Raw genomic sequence first — 18655 nt, forward strand, 5'->3', positions numbered from 1 at the left:
GCTAGGACTTTTGTCCCAGCCTCTTTTCTTGTTAAACTATAAGTCTTTATTCTTCGTTTTTTCGCATGAAATAAAGGAGTGTTTGCAATTCACTAGTGAGATCGACATATTGGACAACAACGTCTTTAGGAACTGTCAGATGGACCGGAGAAAAGCTTAGAATTCCTTTGACACCGGCATCTACTAAAAGACTAGCAACTTCCTGCGCTTTAATACTTGGGACAGTTAAAATTGCTGTTTGAATGTCTTCTTGTTTGAGCTTTTCTTTGATCGTAGAAATCCCATAAATGGGGATCCCATCCTTACTTTTGGTATTAATCAGTTCATGATCATCTACATCAAAAGCCATGACAATTTTCATCTTATTGCGTTCATGGAAGCGATAATTGAGGAGCGCACTTCCCATATTTCCGATCCCCACAATAGCGACATTGGTAATGGCATTATCATTTAAAAGATCGGCAAAGAAGTTCATCAGTTTTTTTACGTCATAACCAAATCCCCGTCTTCCTAATTCACCAAAATAAGAAAAATCTCGGCGAACGGTAGCAGAGTCAATCCCAATTGCATCAGCAATTTGCTTGGAATTGGCGCGCTCTATTTTTTCAGAGTTAAAGCGTTTAAAAATGCGGTAGTAGAGCGATAAGCGTTTTGCTGTTGCGCGTGGAATTGGAGTATTTTTATCATGTTTCACAATATCACAACCTTTCCCTTTTATTGTATAGGAAGATTGTGAAAAAATCAACTATCTAGAGCGGTTTTTCAAAAATATTTTTGTCTAAAGAAAAAGCTGATGGCGATGGAGAGTTCCATCAGCATCAGCTTAGTTTTCAGCTTGTTCTACCTTTTTCAAAAAAGCATAGAGTCCATCGACTCGCCCTGTATAGGGGAGCTTTTTCCCCTTGTATTCAATGGATACGATTGAGTAAGAGTCAGGCAAGGTTACACAGCCTGAAAAAGCTAGAATGCAGGCTGCAAGGTTGGGATAAGTAGTTGTTCGTTCTACTTGGTAAGCGTCGATATAAGTTAAGGTTACCATATTAGGCCTCTGTTTTGTTGAAAATTTCTCTTTCGACAAGACTATCCATTAAGAAATAGAATTTTTGTTGGATAATGTCATTTTCTGGATTTTTAAAGATATTAACCAGGCGAAGTCCAGACTTGTCTGTAATATTGATCTTAAAACCTGTCAAATCTTTATTGAAAATAATTTTAAGTAGGAAGCCTTCGCCGCTATTTGGAACGGCTTCGAGCAAACGATTTAACTCGTAATTTCCAACTTTTGTAACAGCGAATGTATTGTCACGTAAGGTATATTTTTTAACATTTGGGTGTAGACTATAGGTATATTTGCAGTCTTTCAATGAAACACTTGTTTCAAAAGCCATATTGTTCTCCTATAATAAAATTTCTTTAAGTTTTGTGAGGAAGTCTTGGACCTCCTCTATGGTATTGAGTTCTGAAAAACTAATTCGAAGGGATTCTTTTAGGCGTGAGCTATCTTTTCCATAGAGCGCCTCAAGGACATGGCTGGGTTGAACTGTACCAGCGGTACAAGCAGAACCTGTAGAGACAGAAATTCCAGCAAGATCGAGTCGCATCAGTAAAACGTCATTTTGGAAACCCGGAAAGCCAAGGTTCCAAACAAATGGAAGATGATCGTCATTCGCATTTACGTAGTAGTCGTAGGCTGCTAAACCATTGACTAGCTCTTGGCCGAGTTTTTGAACCTGGTTGAAATTTTCTTCTTGATGAAGTGTAGCTTGCTGAAGCGCGGTTGCCATCCCGACAATAGAAATAAGATTTTCCGTGCTGGCTCTCATCTTACTTTCCTGATCCCCACCATGGATGAGATTATCAAAATCTGGGACGGCTGCATAAAGGAAGCCGACTCCCTTTGGTCCGTGGAATTTGTGGGCAGAAGCACTGAGAAAATCAATTCCCAACTCTTCGGGATAGACAGGGACCTTTCCGATTGCTTGGACCGCATCAACGTGAAAGGCAGCTGGATGATCTTTTAAGAATTCTCCGATTTTTTTAATCGGTAGAAGATCGCCTGTCTCGTTATTGGCAAACATGGTAGAGACAAGAATGGTATCCGGTCTAAGTGCAGCCTTGATATCACTAGCCTGAATGCGTCCATCTCTTGGTTGGACGATCGTAACTTCAAATCCGAAACGTTCTACAAGGTATTCGATGGGTTCGAGAACCGCATGGTGTTCCAAAGCGGTCGTAATGATGTGTTTGCCATCTGCTTGGTGTTTCAAGCAGTAGCCTTTTATAACGGTATTATTACTTTCTGATCCACCTGAAGTGAAGAAAATACGATTTGGAAGAGTATGGAGAGACTGAGCAATCTGCTCGCGAGATTCTCGGAGGAGTTTACTAGCCATCCGTCCATGAGCATGAAGGCTCGATGGATTTCCAAAAGTGGTCTTCATAGTTTCAGACATTTTATCAATGACTTCAGGTAGAAGGGGAGTTGTTGCGGCATTATCAAAATATATCACATTAAGACCTTATTTCTTGTGGTAGGCAAATAGAGGACTAACAGGTTTTCTTTCTTGAATGCGAACAATAGCTTCAGCGATCAGTTCGCTAGCTGTTAGATAGTTAATATTTTTTGGTGTTGGTCCATTTGGAGCAACAGAATCGGTTACTAAGATTTCTTTGATCGGAGCTTGGTCTAATAATTCAACAGCTCCTTTTACAAATAAACCATGGCTTGATACAGCATAAATTTCAGTAGCACCTTCGCGTTCGACGATTTTCGCAGCTTCTGAGAATGTCTTACCAGTATTGAGGATATCGTCAATCAAGATCGCTTTCTTATCTTTGACATCCCCGATAATATAGCCATAATCACGGTTTGCATCATCTTGCTCGTAATCAATGATCGCAATCGGTGCATCAAGATATTCAGCTAAACTACGAGCCCGTTTAACACCTGAGTTTTTAGGGCTGACGACTACAACATCAGGACCAGTTAGACCTTTGTTGATGTAGTGCTCTGCAAAAAGTGGAATGGTAAAGAGGTTATCTACGGCAATATCGAAGAAACCTTGAACTTGCACTGCATGGAGATCCAGTGTGACGACGCGATCCACCCCAGCTTTGACCAACATGTTTGCGACGAGCTTAGCTGTGATTGGTTCGCGAGGAGCAGCAGTTCGGTCTTGGCGAGCATAGCCAAAATAAGGCATGACCACATTGACGGTGTTTGCGCTAGCCCGTTGGCAAGCATCCACCATGATTAACAATTCCATCAAGTGATTGTTAACAGGAAAACTGGTTGATTGAATGATATAAATATCATATCCACGAACACTTTCCTCAATATTGACTTGGATTTCACCATCTGAAAACTGACGGGATGAAATTTTCCCAAGTGGAACCCCAGCATGATCCGCGATTTTTTGCGCAATCTCTGGGTTTGAATTGAGAGAGAAGAGCTTCATATTTTTTTTATCTGACATGTGATTCCAACCTCATTTAGATTTTTAATCTTAGCACTATTTTAGCAAAAATTTGCGATAATTTCAGCTATTTTACAATCTTTCCGCTAATCTAGCGATTTTATTTTTTGCTGCTTTGTAGACGATTCCATGCTCTTTGATGAACTGATGGAAATTTTCTTCCTGCTCAGCAGTTTCGACCTCGATTTCTAATTCATAATCTTCAGTGTCTAAATAGAGACTGTGGTCTAGTGCCACCAATCCTGCAGCTGTTTCTTTTTCGAAGCGTTCTGTTGTTAGGCTTCCCCAGACAGCGAGTTGCTCAACAGGGATTTCTTTAGATATCAAGAGGTTTTTGATTTCCCCGTCAGGAAACTGTTGGTGTTGAAGGATCGCTTCGGTTTCTTCTGGGCTGAGGTCTTGATTGTACTCGAAATGGCCAACTGCTTCAGGAACCTTGAGAGTCAATTCAGCTTGATCTGTGAAAGTACGCACCCGCAAAGCCATTTTTTCCTTACGCATGAGCTGGTCGGGGGTATCGATATAGTGATTGGTTTGGACAACCAATTCTGTATCAGCAAAAAGTGGAAGGAGGGATTGGTATTCCTCCTTATCTAGCAAGGTTTTGTATTCAATTTCTAAATGGTTCATTTGTAGTCCTTTGCTTTTTTTCGAAAGCGATTCATGATATAATAAGAGATGTGTTTATTGTATACAAAAATGGTTCAGATTACAAGGTGGTAGGATGGCAATTGATTGGGAAAACTTCTTAGATCCTTATATCCAAGCAGTTGGGGAATTAAAAATCAAACTGCGTGGGATTCGTAAGCAATATCGTAAGCAACAAAAGCATTCTCCAATTGAGTTTGTCACAGGACGGGTCAAGCCGATTGAGAGCATCCGCGAAAAGATGATCCGAAGAAATATTTCTGAAGAAAATTTGGCTCAGGATATGCAAGATATTGCTGGTCTTCGCATCATGGTCCAGTTCGTAGATGACGTCGAAGAGATCCTAGAGGTTCTGAGACAACGGCAGGATATGCACGTGGTCCAAGAGCGAGACTACATCCGCCATAAGAAATCAAGTGGCTACCGGAGTTACCACGTTGTGGTCGAGTACCCGGTCGATACCATTGATGGAAATGAAACGATCTTAGCAGAGATTCAAATTCGGACTTTGTCCATGAATTTTTGGGCAACCATTGAACACTCGCTCAATTATAAATATAAAGGAGACTTTCCAGACGAGATCAAAAAACGCTTAGAGACGACAGCAAACCTGGCTTATCTCTTGGATGAAGAGATGGGGGCAATTCGGGATGCGATTCAGGAGGCTCAAGCCCTGTTTGATCCACTTCATCGTAAGTTAAATGATGGCGTTGGAAATAGTGATGACACAGATGAAGACTACAGGTAAAAAAGTATCCATTATTCGCAATCGCAAGCGTCAAAGTGAAGAGGTTTTTCAGCAGTTGCGCTACAAGCTTAGGAAAAATAATTTTATTTTGACGGAGAAGCATCCGGATATTGTGATTTCAATTGGTGGTGATGGGATGTTGCTATCAGCCTTTCACAAGTATGAACACCAGTTGGATCGAGTTCGCTTTGTTGGCGTCCATACCGGACACTTAGGATTCTATACGGATTACTTAGATAGTGAAATCGATAAGCTGGTTGAGAACTTAAAATATGATACTGGAGCCAAGGTTTCCTACCCCATTTTGAATGTCAAGATCACTTTTGACAATGGGGAAACCCGTACCATGAGAGCCTTGAATGAAGCAACAATCAAGAGAAGCGACCGGACCATGGTTGCCGATCTTACCATCAATGGAGTTGATTTTGAGCGCTTTAGAGGAGACGGCATTACAGTTTCGACTCCTACAGGAAGTACGGCCTACAACAAATCCTTGGGAGGAGCAGTCCTTCACCCAACTATTGAGGCGCTGCAGATTGCGGAAATTGCCAGTCTCAACAACCGTGTTTATCGTACCTTGGGTTCTTCTGTTATTGTCCCTAAAAAGGATAAGATCGAGATTACACCGACGCGTCCTGGCTTCCACATTATCTCTGTCGACAATTCAACCTATTCTTACCGCAATATTGCAAAGGTAGAATACCAGATCGACAACCATAAGATTAATTTCGTGGCAAGCTCCAGTCATACCAGTTTCTGGAATCGGGTCAAGGATGCCTTTATCGGAGATGATAGAGAATGAGATTTGAATTCATTGTCGATGAGCATGTCAAGGTCAAGACTTTTCTGAAAAAACACGAGGTTTCTAAGGGGCTCTTAGCAAAGATTAAGTTTCGTGGTGGCAAGATCCTTGTCAATGGACGTCCGGAGAATGCGATTTATTTGTTGGATATTGGGGATCGCTTGGTCATTGATATTCCAGCAGAAGAAGGGTTCGAAACTCTAAAACCCATGGATCGGCCTTTGGATATTTTGTTTGAAGATGATCATTTTTTGGTCTTAAACAAACCCTTTGGGATCGCATCGATTCCAAGTGCGATTCATTCCAATACCTTAGCAAATTTTGTAAAGGGCTACTATGTGAAGCAGGGCTACGAGAACCAGCAGGTTCACATTGTTACTCGTTTGGACAAGGATACAAGTGGCGTTATGCTCTTTGCCAAACATGGCTATGCCCATGCTCGCTTGGATAAGCAATTGCAGTCTAAAACGATTCAGAAACGCTATTATGCCTTGGTCAAGGGATCTGGGAAGCTTGATCCTGTCGGAGAGATTATTGCTCCGATTGCGCGTGATGAAGATTCAATTATCACCCGAAAGGTAGCTAAAGGTGGCAAGTATGCTCATACAAGCTACCAGGTTGTTCAATCTTTTGGTGATATTCACCTAGTGGTTATTCAGTTACACACAGGTCGAACCCACCAGATCCGCGTTCATTTTTCCCATATTGGTTTTCCGCTCTTGGGAGATGATCTCTATGGCGGAAGTTTAGAAGACGGCATTGAGCGCCAAGCCCTTCATTGTCATCGTCTATCCTATTATCATCCATTTCTAGAGGAAGAATTGGTCATAGAAAGTCCACTGCCTCCAGATTTCCAAGCTGTATTAACACAGCTTCAAACTAGTTATTAATTATTAAAAGGAGTAAAACTCATGGAAGTTTTCGAAAATCTCAAAGCCAACCTCGTTGGTAAGAATGCACGTATTGTATTACCAGAAGGTGAAGAGCCTCGTATTCTCCAAGCGACCAAACGCCTTGTAAAGGAGACAGAGGTAACCCCTGTTTTGCTTGGTAATCCGGATAAAATTCGGATTTACCTTGAAATTGAAGGGGTTTTGGATGGATATGAAGTCATTGATCCGCATTCTTATCCAGGTTTTGAAGAGATGGTAGCTTCCTTGGTAGATCGTCGTAAGGGAAAAATGACAGAAGAAGAAGCACGTCAAATCTTGAAAGACGATGTCAACTACTTTGGTGTCATGTTGGTACATCTGGGAATCGTTGATGGGATGGTGTCAGGTGCGATTCACTCAACAGCTGCAACGGTTCGTCCAGCTCTTCAAATTATTAAAACTCGTCCAAATGTCAAACGGACTTCTGGTGCCTTCCTTATGGTACGTGGATCCGAACGCTACTTGTTCGGGGATTGTGCCATCAACATTAATCCAGATGCTGAAGGCTTGGCTGAAATCGCCATCAACTCTGCTATCACAGCTAAGATGTTTGGCATTGATCCAAAAATTGCCATGTTGAGCTATTCAACCAAAGGCTCTGGTTTTGGGGAAAGTGTTGATAAGGTTGTTGAAGCGACTAAGCTTGCTCATGAACTTCGTCCAGACCTTGAAATTGATGGGGAATTGCAATTTGACGCAGCCTTTGTCCCAGCAACTGCAGCCTTGAAGGCTCCAGGAAGCAAGGTGGCAGGACAAGCCAATGTCTTTATCTTCCCTGGTATTGAGGCAGGTAACATTGGATACAAGATGGCTGAACGTTTGGGTGGGTTTGCAGCGGTAGGTCCTGTCTTGCAAGGGTTGAACAAACCAGTGAACGACCTCTCTCGTGGCTGTAATTCAGATGACGTGTACAAATTGACCTTGATTACAGCGGCACAAGCAGTAGAACAATAAGAATGATTGAAAGGCTCAGGATGATCTTGAGCCTTTTTCTTTATAAAATCAGAATTTCTAAACTCTAAGCCGTTCTATGGTATACTAGGAATATGATGGATTTAAAAGATTACGGGATTATCATGTGGGAGGATGAAAAAATTGCTTCCTTCCGAGAAAAGTTATTAGCCTGGTATGATGCCAATAAACGGGATCTCCCCTGGAGAAGGACCCAGGATCCTTATAAAATTTGGATCTCAGAGATTATGCTCCAGCAGACACGTGTCGATACGGTTATTCCCTATTATGAGCGCTTTCTGGACTGGTTTCCAACTGTCGCTGATTTGGCTCAAGCTCCTGAAGAAAGGCTCTTAAAAGCATGGGAAGGCTTGGGCTATTACTCAAGGGTTCGCAACATGCAGAAAGCTGCTCAGCAGATGATGGAAGATCACGGTGGTGTGTTTCCATCAAGCTATGAGGCTATCTCAAAACTTAAGGGAATTGGGCCTTATACAGCTGGTGCCATTGCTAGTATTGCCTTTGGATTAGCAGAGCCAGCAGTAGATGGCAATGTCATGCGTGTTCTATCCCGTTTGTTTGAAGTGGACTACGATATCGGAGTTCCGACCAATCGCAAGATTTTTCAAACCATGATGGAAATCTTGATCGATCCGGCCCGGCCGGGTGATTTTAATCAGGCTTTGATGGATTTGGGATCCGATATTGAATCGCCAGTCAATCCACGGCCGGAAGAGAGTCCTGTTAAGGAGTTTAGTGCGTCCTACCAACATGGGACCATGGATCGTTATCCCATCAAGGCTCCTAAGAAGAAACCTGTACCTGTCTATCTAACAGCTTTTATTATCAAGGATAGTCAAGGCCGCTACTTGCTGGAGAAAAATGAGCGAGAAGGGCTTTTATCTGGTTTTTGGCATTTCCCCTTGATTGAAGTGGATGGCCTATCTGAGAACCTAGGTCAATTATCCCTACTGAATGGGCAAGGTCATGCAGAAGTCAACCCAGAAATTCTTTCCTTTGAACAAGACTATGACTTGGCTATTGAATGGCAGGACAGATCGTATCCTATCGTCCAGCATGTCTTTTCGCATCGCAAGTGGCAGGTTCAACTTCGTTACGGCCTAGTAAAAGAAGGAGAGCAACCAGCAAGTGAATCGACTGTTTGGTTAACACCAGAAGAATTTTCGGACTATCCTTTTGCTAAACCCCAGCAAAAGATTTGGACGACTTTTACGGAAAATGAAAAATAGCTAGAGATTATTCTCTAGCTATTTTTTTTATAGATGAGCGAATGCTTTGATTTCTTCTTCAGACATGGATGAGTCGCAACGAACACTGACTTCACCAGATTCGACATGTAAAAATCCTGGGACAGTTGGGATGCCGTAAGTTGAGCGGAAGGCTTGTAATGCGTCTAGCTGACTTGGTTCTTCACTATTAATAAAATAGATATGAGCTTTTGTTTCAGCTACGACAGTTGCTAATTTAGCAGCGAACTTCCGGCAGTAAGGGCAAGTCTTGCGTCCGATAAAGAAGGTCGCTGTTTCTTTTTGATCGATCGCTTCTTGCGCACGCGCGACAGTTGTGACTTCAAGATCTTTAATATCTTCTAAAAATTGTTCCATGAGATTACCTCGCTTTCTTCTATGTCTAGTATGCCATATTTTCTATAAAATCGCTGGTATTTGCTACGAAAGAAAGAGAGAGTGGGACAGAAATCGGTTATCGTTAGAATTCGATTTCGTCGTCCCACCTCCGCACAGTTGAGTAGGGCTGTAAAAGCTGATGAAATCAGCGTAGTAGAGCCCACTCAACCACTGCGTCTTGCTCGACAATCCAAAAATAATTGAGAGGCTAGGACTTTTGTCCCAGCCTCATGTTTTAGCCTACAAAAGCATTGATTTCTGCTTCGATATTCGCAATTTTTTCTTTAGCATCTGCTTCAGATTCACCAACTGTGGCGATGTAGAATTTGATTTTTGGTTCTGTACCTGAAGGACGAACGGCAAACCATGAATCATCAGCCAAGATGTATTTAAGAACGTTGCTTGGAGGAGTTGTCAATTTTTCAACGCCGTCAGCAGTAGTAGCTGTTTGTTCCAAGAAGTCTTCTGTCTTAGCAATGTCTGTGTTGTTAAATTGTTTAGGAGCATTGCCACGGAATTTATCCATAATTTTCTTGATTTCAGCAGCCCCGTCCACACCTGAAAGGGTAACAGAGATGGTTTTTTCTGCGAAGTAACCGTATTGTTTGTAGATTTCTTCGATACCATCTGCCAAAGTCATACCACGTGAGCGGTAGTAAGCTGCGATTTCAGCAACGATAAGAACGGCTTGGATAGCGTCTTTGTCACGTACGAATGGTTTGATCAGGTAACCGAAGCTTTCTTCGAAACCAAGCATGTAAGTGTGGTTGTGTTGTGTTTCAAATTCATGGATTTTTTCACCGATAAATTTGAAACCAGTCAAGACGTTAAACATAGTTGCGCCGTAGCTTTCTGCAATCTTAGTCACCAACTCAGTTGATACGATTGATTTACAGAGGGCAGCATTGGCAGGAAGGGTACCAGCTGTTTTGTGAGCTTCAAGAATGTATTTAGCAATGATCGCTCCGATTTGGTTACCAGAAAGGTTGAGGTAAGAACCATCTGGTTGGCGGATTTCAACACCAAGGCGGTCAGCATCTGGGTCAGTTGCAACCAATACATCAGCGTCTACTTTGCGGCCAAGTTCTTCAGCAAGAGCAAAGGCAGCTTGGTTTTCAGGGTTTGGAGATTTAACAGTTGAGAAGTCAGCATCTGGAACGGCTTGAGCCTCAACAACTTGAACAGCTTCAAATCCAGCTTGGGCAAGAGCACGACGAGCCAACATTTCACCAGTACCATGAAGTGGTGTGTAGACAATCTTCATGTCGCGACCGTATTCATTGATCAAGTCTTGGTTGATGTTAACGCCTTTCACTTCTTTCAAGTATTCAGCGTCGACGTTTTCACCGATAACTTCAATCAAGCCACTAGCTTTGCTTTCTTCAAGGTCAGCCAATTGTACAGTGAAAGGATTTTCGATAGCACGGATGTAATCTGTCAAAGCATCGGCATCTGCAGGTGGCATTTGTCCACCGTCTTCACCATATACCTTATATCCATTAAACGGAGCAGGGTTGTGGCTAGCGGTTACCATAATCCCAGCAAATGTGTGGAGATGACGAACAGCAAATGACAATTCAGGTGTTGGACGTAGGCTTTCAAATACATAAGATTTGATTCCGTGTGCAGCCAAAACTTGAGCAGATTCAAAAGCAAACTCAGGAGAGAAGTGACGGCTGTCGTAGGCGATCGCAACACCGCGTTTCTTCGCTTCCTCACCTTTTGAGTCGATTAATTGGGCCAACCCTTCAGTTGCTTGGCGAACAACATAGATATTAATACGGTTGGTACCAGCACCGATTAATCCACGCATACCAGCTGTACCGAATTCAAGGTTGGTATAGAAGGCATCTTCTTTTGTTTTTTCATCCATTGCGACCAACTCATCACGAAGGTAAGCTGGTAATTCAGCAAAGTCGAGCCATTTTTGGTAGTTTTCTTGATAGGTCATGCAAGCGTCTCCTTTTTGCTTATAATTTAATCGCTTACATTATAGCAAATTTTTTCTGAAAATTCTAGCGATAAATGTAAATCTTTTCAAAAAAATAGAGCTAATTCACCATCAAATAAAGCCAAGATAAATTGGTCTTGGCTTGAAAGGTTATTTTAATTTTTCAAGAGATGGAACGACGGCACTGGTAATGAGGACTGTAGCAATGACTTCGATGAGAGAGTTGGTAGATATAATCAAGGCTAGGAAATGTTGAATTCCACCACCGAAGCTATTTCCAAAGAAGAAATAAATCCCACTTAGAACGAAAACAGTATTGGTCATAGAGCCGACAATTCCAGCGATCATAAGTCCTGTACGATTGCGAATCCAGCGATAGACGAAGTAAGGGGTTACCCCAATGAGAATCCGAGGGACTATGGCAATGATAAGGGAGTAGAGATTCCCGTGAGGGACAAAGGGACTAAAGAGATAGCTGGCTGGTGTTATAACCAGGGTATTCATGGTGAGGCTAAAGAGTCCCATGAGGAGTCCTAGAATTGCTCCAGTTCGAGGTCCGTAGATAATAGAAGCGATCACGACAGGAATATGAACCAAGGTTGGTTGAATTCCTGATGGGACAAATTGCAAAATGAAGGACGTCACAAAGTGAATGGTGATCATCACGGCAAAAAAGATGGCAATTCGTGAAATAGAGGCTGATTTTCTCATAAACAATTCTCCTTAACAGCTTGGATGATAGTGTCGACAGTGGCTAGAGCTCCAGAACCTTGATCTCCACAAGCGAGAGTAGCCTCTCGAGGTTGGATGATCTGGTAACCATAGTCTTGTAAGAGTTTTAGATTTCGTTGGGTAGCAGGATGATCTAGCATTTTTGTATTCATAGCAGGGGCCAGTAATTTTTTAGTCCTTTGAGGCAAGGCTAGAGCTGTGCTTGTGACCATATTATCTGCAAGTCCCATGGCCAATTTAGCAATGGTGTTGGCACTGGCCGGCGCTACAAGAAAGAGGTCAGTTTCTTTCCCAATGTCGATGTGCTCGATCCGCTGTGGATCGTCTTCCACCATAACCTCTAGGCCTACTGGATTTTTTGAAAGAACTTGCAAGGTTAAAGGGGTGATAAATTTTTGGGCTGAAGGAGTCATGAGGACCTTCACTTCAAATCCCAATTTGGTTAGTTGGCTGGTAATATCAGCAGCCTTATAGGCGGAAATACTACCGGTAACCGCTAAAGTAATGTGTGTCATATGTACCTTTTTATTTGATATAACGTAGGATAGCCTCTGCGATTTCTGTTTTCGTAGAAGCTTCTAGAACGTGATCATCTGTTACTAGATAGGCTTGATGCTGACCGTTCTGAATCTTGGTCAGATCATTGGCAACGATCATGCTGGCATGATTTTTAACCAGGCTTTCACGTGCTACCTGGATCAACTCTTCAGAAGAAACGTCGACTAATAGCTTAAAGCCGATCAGTTGAATAGCAGGGTTCCATTCTTTGACGAGCGAGATAATCTTCGGATTTTTCTTTAGAAAGAGTACTTGGTATTCTTCTTTGGAAGAGATTTTAGCTTCCTGATTTTCGCGATGGATAAAGCTATGAAGGTCTTGAGCTTTCTCAACTTCATCAAGGCCTGTCATGTAAACAGGTGTGTAGTCTGAAACAGCCATAGCGTGAATCAAAACCTGATGTTGAGGGACTTCCGTTTTCATTTGTGCGAGAAGTTCTTCGACATTCTGGATCAATAGAAGTCGAAGCTGTGGGTGAGGATCGGGTTTAAGCGCGGTAGGCGTTGTGATCAAGGTCACCTGATGTCCCTTTGCAAGAGCCATTTCTGCAAGGATTTTCCCTAGGCTCCCGGTGGAATGATTGGTGATCGAACGAACACTATCAATGGCTTCGCTCGTCCCACCTGATGTAATTAAAATATGCATATGCTTATTTTACACAAAAAAGATACGTAAGTAAAGTTCTGAAGCTATTAGGATTAACTATGTATAGCCATAAAATTTAGATAAAAAACGAACGTTCGATTCAAAAGGTGGAAAAACCATGTTATTTTCGCGAATTTTAGGTATAATAGATCTATCAAATATAAAGGAGTCCCTTATGAAAACAGATATCGAAATTGCTCAAAGCATTGAACTCCAACCGATTGTGGACGTTGTGAAGAAAATTGATTTGGTTGACGATGATCTTGAATTGTATGGAAAATACAAGGCAAAATTGAGCTTTGATAAGATTCATGAAGTTGAGAAAAATCCAGTAGGAAAACTTATCTTAGTCACTGCGATCAACCCAACTCCAGCTGGAGAAGGGAAATCAACCATCACCATTGGTTTAGCAGATGCTTTGAATAAAATCGGTAAAAAAACCATGATTGCCATTCGCGAACCTTCTTTAGGTCCAGTTATGGGGATTAAAGGTGGTGCTGCTGGTGGTGGCTATGCCCAAGTTCTACCGATGGAAGACATCAACCTTCATTTCACAGGGGATATGCATGCGATCACAACGGCTAATAATGCCCTCTCGGCATTGATTGATAATCATTTGCACCAAGGAAATGAGCTAGGAATTGACCAACGTCGGATTATCTGGAAACGGGTAGTGGACTTGAATGACCGTGCTCTTCGTCATGTCTCTGTCGGTCTTGGCGGTACTTTAAATGGGATTCCGCGTGAAGACGGATTTGATATTACCGTTGCTTCTGAGATCATGGCCATCCTTTGCTTGGCGACAGATATTGAAGATTTGAAACGTCGTTTGGCCAACATCGTGATTGGTTACCGTTTTGATCGTAGCCCGGTCTATGTCCGTGATTTGGAAGTGGAAGGGGCACTTGCCTTGATCCTCAAAGATGCGATCAAGCCAAACTTGGTTCAAACCATCTATGGTACACCTGCCTTTGTTCACGGTGGTCCATTTGCCAATATCGCCCATGGATGTAACTCTGTATTAGCAACGACGACAGCTCTTCATTTAGCCGACTATACGATTACAGAAGCTGGTTTTGGGGCTGACCTTGGCGCTGAAAAATTCCTTGATATTAAAACTCCAAACTTGCCTACATCACCAGATGCGGTTGTGATCGTAGCGACTCTCCGAGCTCTTAAGATGAACGGTGGAGTGACCAAGGATGCTTTGACTGAAGAAAATGTAGAGGCTGTTCGTGCTGGTTTTGCCAACTTGAAACGTCACGTTGAAAATATCCGTAAGTTTGGCATTCCTGCAGTGGTTGCCATCAATGAATTTATCACCGATACAGAAGCAGAAATTGCTGCTTTGAAAGAATTGTGTGCTGAAATTGAGGTGCCAGTTGAGCTTGCGAGTGTATGGGCGAATGGTGCTGACGGTGGAGTTGAACTTGCTGAAACCTTGGTTAAAACCATCGAAACAAGTCCAGCTAACTACACACGCTTGTATGATAATAACCTTTCTGTTGAAGAAAAAATTGAAAAGATTGTTACAGAAATTTATCGCGGTACTAAGGTGAATTTTGAGAAGAAAGCCAAGACACAAATTGCCCAAATCGTGAAAAATGGTTGGGATAAGTTGCCAATCTGTATGGCCAAAACACAATATAGCTTCTCTGATAATCCAAATGCCTTGGGAGCTCCTGAAAACTTTGAAATCACTATCCGTGAAGTGGTTCCAAAATTGGGAGCAGGCTTTATTGTAGCTTTGACTGGGGATGTGATGACCATGCCTGGTTTACCAAAACGTCCAGCTGCTTTGAATATGGATGTGGCTGCTGATGGAACAGCCATCGGTTTGTTCTAATAGCTAGATATCTAAAAACAACTTCTGTTCAAATGAGCAGAAGTTGTTTTGGTCTTGTTAATCTATCATTATTCAGTAAGGAGTTGGTACCTGATTTTTCGATAGATTATGATGAGCTGTAGGGTCATGGGAATCCAGATAAGGGGTTCGCAGAGAATGACCCCCATGTAGCCGGTGTGAGGAATAATCCACAGAACGAAGAAAATTTTTCCAAACAATTCAATAAAACTGGATGTGAGTGGGGTTAATTTTTTACCCATTCCCTGTAGGGCATTTCTCAGGATGATGAGACTCGCCAAAATAGGATAAAAGCAAGAGCTGATCTGGAGATAAAGACTGGCATTTGCAATGAGATCAGGATTTGTCGAGCCGGAAATAAAGCTGGTTAAAGACGGACTTGTGAAGAATAGAAGAGCAGCAACCAAGACAGACCAAACCCAAGAAAGAAGGTTGGCAATGGTAACGCCTTTTTTGATCCGCTGGAATTGCTCTGCGCCAAAATTCTGCGAGATAAAGGTTGTGATACTTGAGGCGATAGCTGTAATCGGTAAAACGGCAAAGGACATGATACGACGGGCTGCGACCTGTGCACTGATAATGGTTGTTCCAAGCTGATTAATAGCGGATTGGAGGATAACCGTTCCAATCGAAACGATGGAAGTCATGAGGCCCATGGCAAGGCCCTGACTTAGCAGATCCTGATAAAGCTCCTTGTCCCAAACAAAATCCTTGCGATGCGGGAGCAGAAAAGGGACCTTCTTACGAATATAGAGAAGACAAAGAAGGGCCGAAATACCCTGGGCGATGATGGTCGCAATCCCAGCAGATTGAACTCCAAGATGAAGTTGGGTAATAAAATAAAGATCAAGAAGAATATTGAGAATGGCAGCGATAATCAAGAAATAGAGTGCTGCTAGGCTATCGCCAACCGCTCGAAGAAGTCCAGCACAAAGATTATAGGCAAAGGTCACAGCTACACCATTGACAATAGTGGAGATATAGAGATAAGACTGAGCTACAATAGCTGATGGGGTCCCTAAAAATTGGAGCATTGGATAAAGCCCCACGGCACCAATGAAGATCACAAAGAGACTGAGGATGTTACCAATAACAGCAGTTGCTGCGACAGATTTTCGTAATTGGTCCTCGTTTTTGGCTCCATAATTTCTTGCGATAATAATGCCCATCCCATTGCCGACACCGACAGCAAATCCAACGATCAAATCAAATATGGCAGAGGTTGCTCCAACGGCAGCCAATGATTTTTGACCTAAAAAACGCCCTACAATCATAACATCCGAGGTATTGTAGAGTTGTTGAAAGATATTGGACAAAAGAATAGGAAAGGCAAAACTCAATAGAGCGGGTAAAATAGGACCATCTATGAGGTCCACACGTTGAATTCTTTTCATAGTGTCATTATACCAACTTCAGGAACCAGCGACAAGCGTCGATAGTTGAAGGCCCTTACATTTTTTGGTATAATCAGGGCAGAAAAGGAGGCTTTTATGAGCTTAACCAGCCAATTAATCACTGAAACGTTCCCAGATCTGGACAAGGTCGAGAGGCTGAATATCGAGGCATTCCCAGAAGAAGAGCGAGTCCCTTTGTCGGAATACCTGCGTTATACGGACAATGACGATGCTAATTTTTTTGCTTTTTATAACGAAGAAGAATTTGTCGGATTTGCTTTTTCTATCTATAATCAGAAAGCTTTTTATGTTAGCTTCTTTGCCATTATGCCCCACCTACGTAGCCACGGTTATGGTCAAGAAATCATTGAAAAATTGGTAGAATTTTACCAAAGAACCATGATTCTTGAAGTGGAACGTTTAGATGAAGAATGTGACAATCTAGAGCAACGTCAGTCTCGGATGGATTTCTATAAGCGAAATGGATTTAAAACTGCCAATGCCTTTTTAGAATACGAAGGACTTAGCTTTGAAATTCTCTATCGGGGTGACCACTTTGACGAAGAGGCTTATCGCGATATTTTCCGTAAACTGCAGGAAGAAAATTATTTCGATTTCCGCATTAAATATAGACGCTTTAGTGACCACTAGAAAAAAGATGGAGAATCTCTAGGGAAAACTAGAATCTCCATTTTTTATTTAATTTTGATGAGGGTTCCTAAATGAGTATGCACATTAGTTGCATCAGTGCCATAATTTTGATAAAGTAAAACTTATTACTTTTTAAGGAGATCGTATGTTACGAAAAGGTTCCCTGACAGGTTTATTACTGTTTGGTATTTTTTTTGGTGCTGGAAACCTGATTTTCCCACCGGCTCTTGGTGCTTTATCGGGTAATCAATTTTGGCCAGCTATTGCTGGGTTTGTCCTTTCAGGCGTGGGAATTGCCATTGTGACCTTGATTATCGGTACACTTAATCCCAAAGGATATATTGATGAGATTTCTCGTAAGATTTCACCTGTTTTCGCGATTGTATACTTAGTTGCGCTTTATCTTTCGATTGGTCCTTTCTTTGCCATTCCAAGAACGGCGACGGTATCTTTCGAAGTGGGGATAGCCCCCTTATTAGGTGGAATGAATGCCAGTTTAGCACTTTTCATTTTTACCCTGGTCTACTTTTTGCTAGCCTTTCTGATTGCTTTGAATCCATCTAAGATTCTAGATCGGATTGGTCGTATATTGACCCCGATCTTTGCGATTCTCATTTTGATCTTGGTCGTTCTTGGAGCTCTTAAATATAGTGGACACGCTCCAATGGTGGCCACAAAAGCCTATCAGGCATCTGCCTTTGGGCAAGGATTTTTAGAGGGGTACAATACCTTGGATGCCTTGGCATCTGTTGCCTTTAGTGTGATCGCAGTGACTACCTTGAATCAACTTGGATTTTCAAGTAAGAGAGAATACATCAAGACTATTTGGTTGGTTGGAATTGTTGTAGCCCTTGGTTTTAGTGTGCTGTATATCGGTTTAGGATATCTGGGGAATCATTTTCCTATTCCAGCTTCTGTTATGGCATCTGATAGCAATAAAGGGGTGTATGTATTATCAGAAGCGATCAAAGCGATCTTTGGTCCGACTGCTCAGATTTTCCTAGCAGGAATGGTGACGGTAACTTGCTTTACCACAACTGCTGGTTTAATCGTCTCTACCAGTGAATTCTTCCAAAGCACCTTCCCTAAGGTTTCTTACAAGGTCTATGCAAGTGTCTTCACTTTGATTGGTTTTGCGATTGCAAACCTTGGCTTGAATGCCATTATTGCTTTCTCATTGCCAGTCTTGATGATTCTTTACCCAATCACCATTACCATTGTATTGCTTGTGATAGTGAATAAATTTGTGGCTCTTTCAAAACCAGGAATGCAACTGACTATTTTCTTGGCCAGCTTTGTCTCTGTTGCGAGTGTTCTGGCAAGTACCTTTAAGATTTCACTTGTAGAAAAGTGGATTGCTTTGCTTCCATTTGCGGCTCAATCTCTTCCATGGTTAGTGCCAGTAGTTATCGGAATTCTTTTATCGCTCGTATTACCAAATAAACAAACGGCAGAAGAATAAGTTATATTAGAAACTCTAAAGTTTTATGCTTTAGAAATAGATTGAAGATAATATCTTCTTAGAAACTTTCCTTAGGTGAGTACGGACGTCAGCGAACTTCATAGAAGTTCCATGACTTAGTTTTGAATCTAAGGTTTCAAAACTCCCGAGTGCTAGAAACATCACTGTTTCTAGCACTTTTCTCACGGCGGAAAG

Annotated in this window: 20 protein-coding genes; 8 read left to right on the forward strand and 12 right to left on the reverse strand. The window is 42.0% G+C overall.

From position 1 onward, the window contains the following. Positions 1-46: 46 nt before the first annotated feature. The 6 genes from HMPREF2685_RS05840 to HMPREF2685_RS05865 form a co-directional block, all read right to left on the reverse strand. Positions 47-694 carry a redox-sensing transcriptional repressor Rex gene (locus tag HMPREF2685_RS05840; RefSeq protein WP_003007178.1) on the reverse strand — a complete coding sequence of 216 codons (648 nt, stop codon included), beginning with the start codon at positions 692-694 and terminating at the stop codon, positions 47-49. A 129-nt stretch (positions 695-823) separates the two neighbouring features. Then, the gene (locus HMPREF2685_RS05845; RefSeq protein ID WP_049484051.1) at positions 824-1039 is read right to left on the reverse strand and encodes a DUF4649 family protein; all 216 of its coding nucleotides are present in this window, start codon (positions 1037-1039) and stop codon (positions 824-826) included. Between the two features lies 1 nt (position 1040). After that, complete coding sequence (locus HMPREF2685_RS05850; RefSeq protein ID WP_009730974.1) at positions 1041-1388, reverse strand: DUF1831 domain-containing protein; 348 nt, start codon at positions 1386-1388, stop codon at positions 1041-1043. A gap of 9 nt (positions 1389-1397) precedes the next feature. After that, a complete protein-coding gene (locus HMPREF2685_RS05855; protein ID WP_049485620.1) occupies positions 1398-2510 on the reverse strand; it encodes a cysteine desulfurase family protein in 1113 nt (370 codons plus the stop codon). 9 nt (positions 2511-2519) lie between these two features. After that, entirely contained in the window at positions 2520-3476 is a 957-nt protein-coding gene (locus HMPREF2685_RS05860) for a ribose-phosphate diphosphokinase (RefSeq protein WP_003007186.1), read from the reverse strand. A gap of 72 nt (positions 3477-3548) precedes the next feature. After that, positions 3549-4106 (reverse strand): CYTH domain-containing protein, encoded by a 558-nt coding sequence (locus HMPREF2685_RS05865; RefSeq protein WP_049523196.1) that lies wholly within the window; start codon positions 4104-4106, stop codon positions 3549-3551. Between the two features lie 94 nt (positions 4107-4200). Here HMPREF2685_RS05865 and HMPREF2685_RS05870 point away from each other — a divergent pair, with 94 nt between their 5' ends. The 5 genes from HMPREF2685_RS05870 to mutY all read left to right on the forward strand — a co-directional run bounded on the left by HMPREF2685_RS05870 (position 4201) and on the right by mutY (position 8807). Then, a complete protein-coding gene (locus tag HMPREF2685_RS05870; RefSeq protein ID WP_009730977.1) occupies positions 4201-4872 on the forward strand; it encodes a GTP diphosphokinase in 672 nt (223 codons plus the stop codon). Then, the gene (locus HMPREF2685_RS05875) at positions 4856-5674 is read left to right on the forward strand and encodes an NAD kinase (protein WP_282184817.1); all 819 of its coding nucleotides are present in this window, start codon (positions 4856-4858) and stop codon (positions 5672-5674) included. The genes HMPREF2685_RS05870 and HMPREF2685_RS05875 overlap by 17 nt, the downstream gene beginning before the upstream one ends. Further along, positions 5671-6564, forward strand: a complete 894-nt coding sequence (locus HMPREF2685_RS05880) for an RluA family pseudouridine synthase (protein WP_049484048.1) — start codon at positions 5671-5673, stop codon at positions 6562-6564. The genes HMPREF2685_RS05875 and HMPREF2685_RS05880 overlap by 4 nt, the downstream gene beginning before the upstream one ends. A 21-nt stretch (positions 6565-6585) precedes the next feature. Next, positions 6586-7560: a phosphate acetyltransferase gene (pta, locus tag HMPREF2685_RS05885; protein WP_049484047.1), complete on the forward strand. Its 975-nt coding sequence runs from the start codon at positions 6586-6588 to the stop codon at positions 7558-7560. A 92-nt stretch (positions 7561-7652) separates the two neighbouring features. After that, positions 7653-8807, forward strand: a complete 1155-nt coding sequence (gene mutY / locus HMPREF2685_RS05890; RefSeq protein ID WP_049484046.1) for an A/G-specific adenine glycosylase — start codon at positions 7653-7655, stop codon at positions 8805-8807. Positions 8808-8834: 27 nt separating this feature from the next. On the opposite strand, the gene HMPREF2685_RS05895 is transcribed toward mutY, so the two are convergent. The 5 genes from HMPREF2685_RS05895 to HMPREF2685_RS05915 form a co-directional block, all read right to left on the reverse strand. Continuing rightward, on the reverse strand, positions 8835-9182 hold the full coding sequence (locus HMPREF2685_RS05895) for a DUF6568 family protein (RefSeq protein ID WP_023918049.1): 348 nt from the start codon (positions 9180-9182) through the stop codon (positions 8835-8837). Between the two features lie 256 nt (positions 9183-9438). After that, positions 9439-11154, reverse strand: coding sequence for a phospho-sugar mutase (locus tag HMPREF2685_RS05900; RefSeq protein ID WP_049499034.1), 1716 nt, complete (start codon positions 11152-11154; stop codon positions 9439-9441). A gap of 150 nt (positions 11155-11304) precedes the next feature. After that, positions 11305-11865, reverse strand: a complete 561-nt coding sequence (locus HMPREF2685_RS05905) for an ECF transporter S component (RefSeq protein WP_024056113.1) — start codon at positions 11863-11865, stop codon at positions 11305-11307. Continuing rightward, a complete protein-coding gene (gene coaC / locus HMPREF2685_RS05910; RefSeq protein ID WP_024056114.1) occupies positions 11862-12401 on the reverse strand; it encodes a phosphopantothenoylcysteine decarboxylase in 540 nt (179 codons plus the stop codon). The genes HMPREF2685_RS05905 and coaC overlap by 4 nt, the downstream gene beginning before the upstream one ends. Positions 12402-12411: 10 nt before the next feature. Then, positions 12412-13089: a phosphopantothenate--cysteine ligase gene (locus HMPREF2685_RS05915; protein WP_024056115.1), complete on the reverse strand. Its 678-nt coding sequence runs from the start codon at positions 13087-13089 to the stop codon at positions 12412-12414. Positions 13090-13264: 175 nt separating this feature from the next. Between HMPREF2685_RS05915 and HMPREF2685_RS05920 the strand changes: the two genes are divergently transcribed. Then, a complete protein-coding gene (locus HMPREF2685_RS05920) occupies positions 13265-14935 on the forward strand; it encodes a formate--tetrahydrofolate ligase (RefSeq protein WP_049485605.1) in 1671 nt (556 codons plus the stop codon). A 68-nt stretch (positions 14936-15003) separates the two neighbouring features. Here the strand turns inward: HMPREF2685_RS05920 and HMPREF2685_RS05925 are convergent, their stop codons facing one another. After that, complete coding sequence (locus tag HMPREF2685_RS05925) at positions 15004-16347, reverse strand: MATE family efflux transporter (RefSeq protein WP_049484040.1); 1344 nt, start codon at positions 16345-16347, stop codon at positions 15004-15006. Between the two features lie 96 nt (positions 16348-16443). Between HMPREF2685_RS05925 and HMPREF2685_RS05930 the strand changes: the two genes are divergently transcribed. Then, positions 16444-16998: a GNAT family N-acetyltransferase gene (locus HMPREF2685_RS05930; protein WP_031576258.1), complete on the forward strand. Its 555-nt coding sequence runs from the start codon at positions 16444-16446 to the stop codon at positions 16996-16998. A 145-nt stretch (positions 16999-17143) separates the two neighbouring features. Next, the gene (gene brnQ / locus HMPREF2685_RS05935; RefSeq protein ID WP_070465875.1) at positions 17144-18460 is read left to right on the forward strand and encodes a branched-chain amino acid transport system II carrier protein; all 1317 of its coding nucleotides are present in this window, start codon (positions 17144-17146) and stop codon (positions 18458-18460) included. Positions 18461-18655 lie beyond the last annotated feature (195 nt).

Source organism: Streptococcus sp. HMSC074F05 (assembly GCF_001808725.1).
In the GTDB taxonomy this organism is placed as follows: Bacteria; Bacillota; Bacilli; order Lactobacillales; family Streptococcaceae; genus Streptococcus; species Streptococcus parasanguinis_I.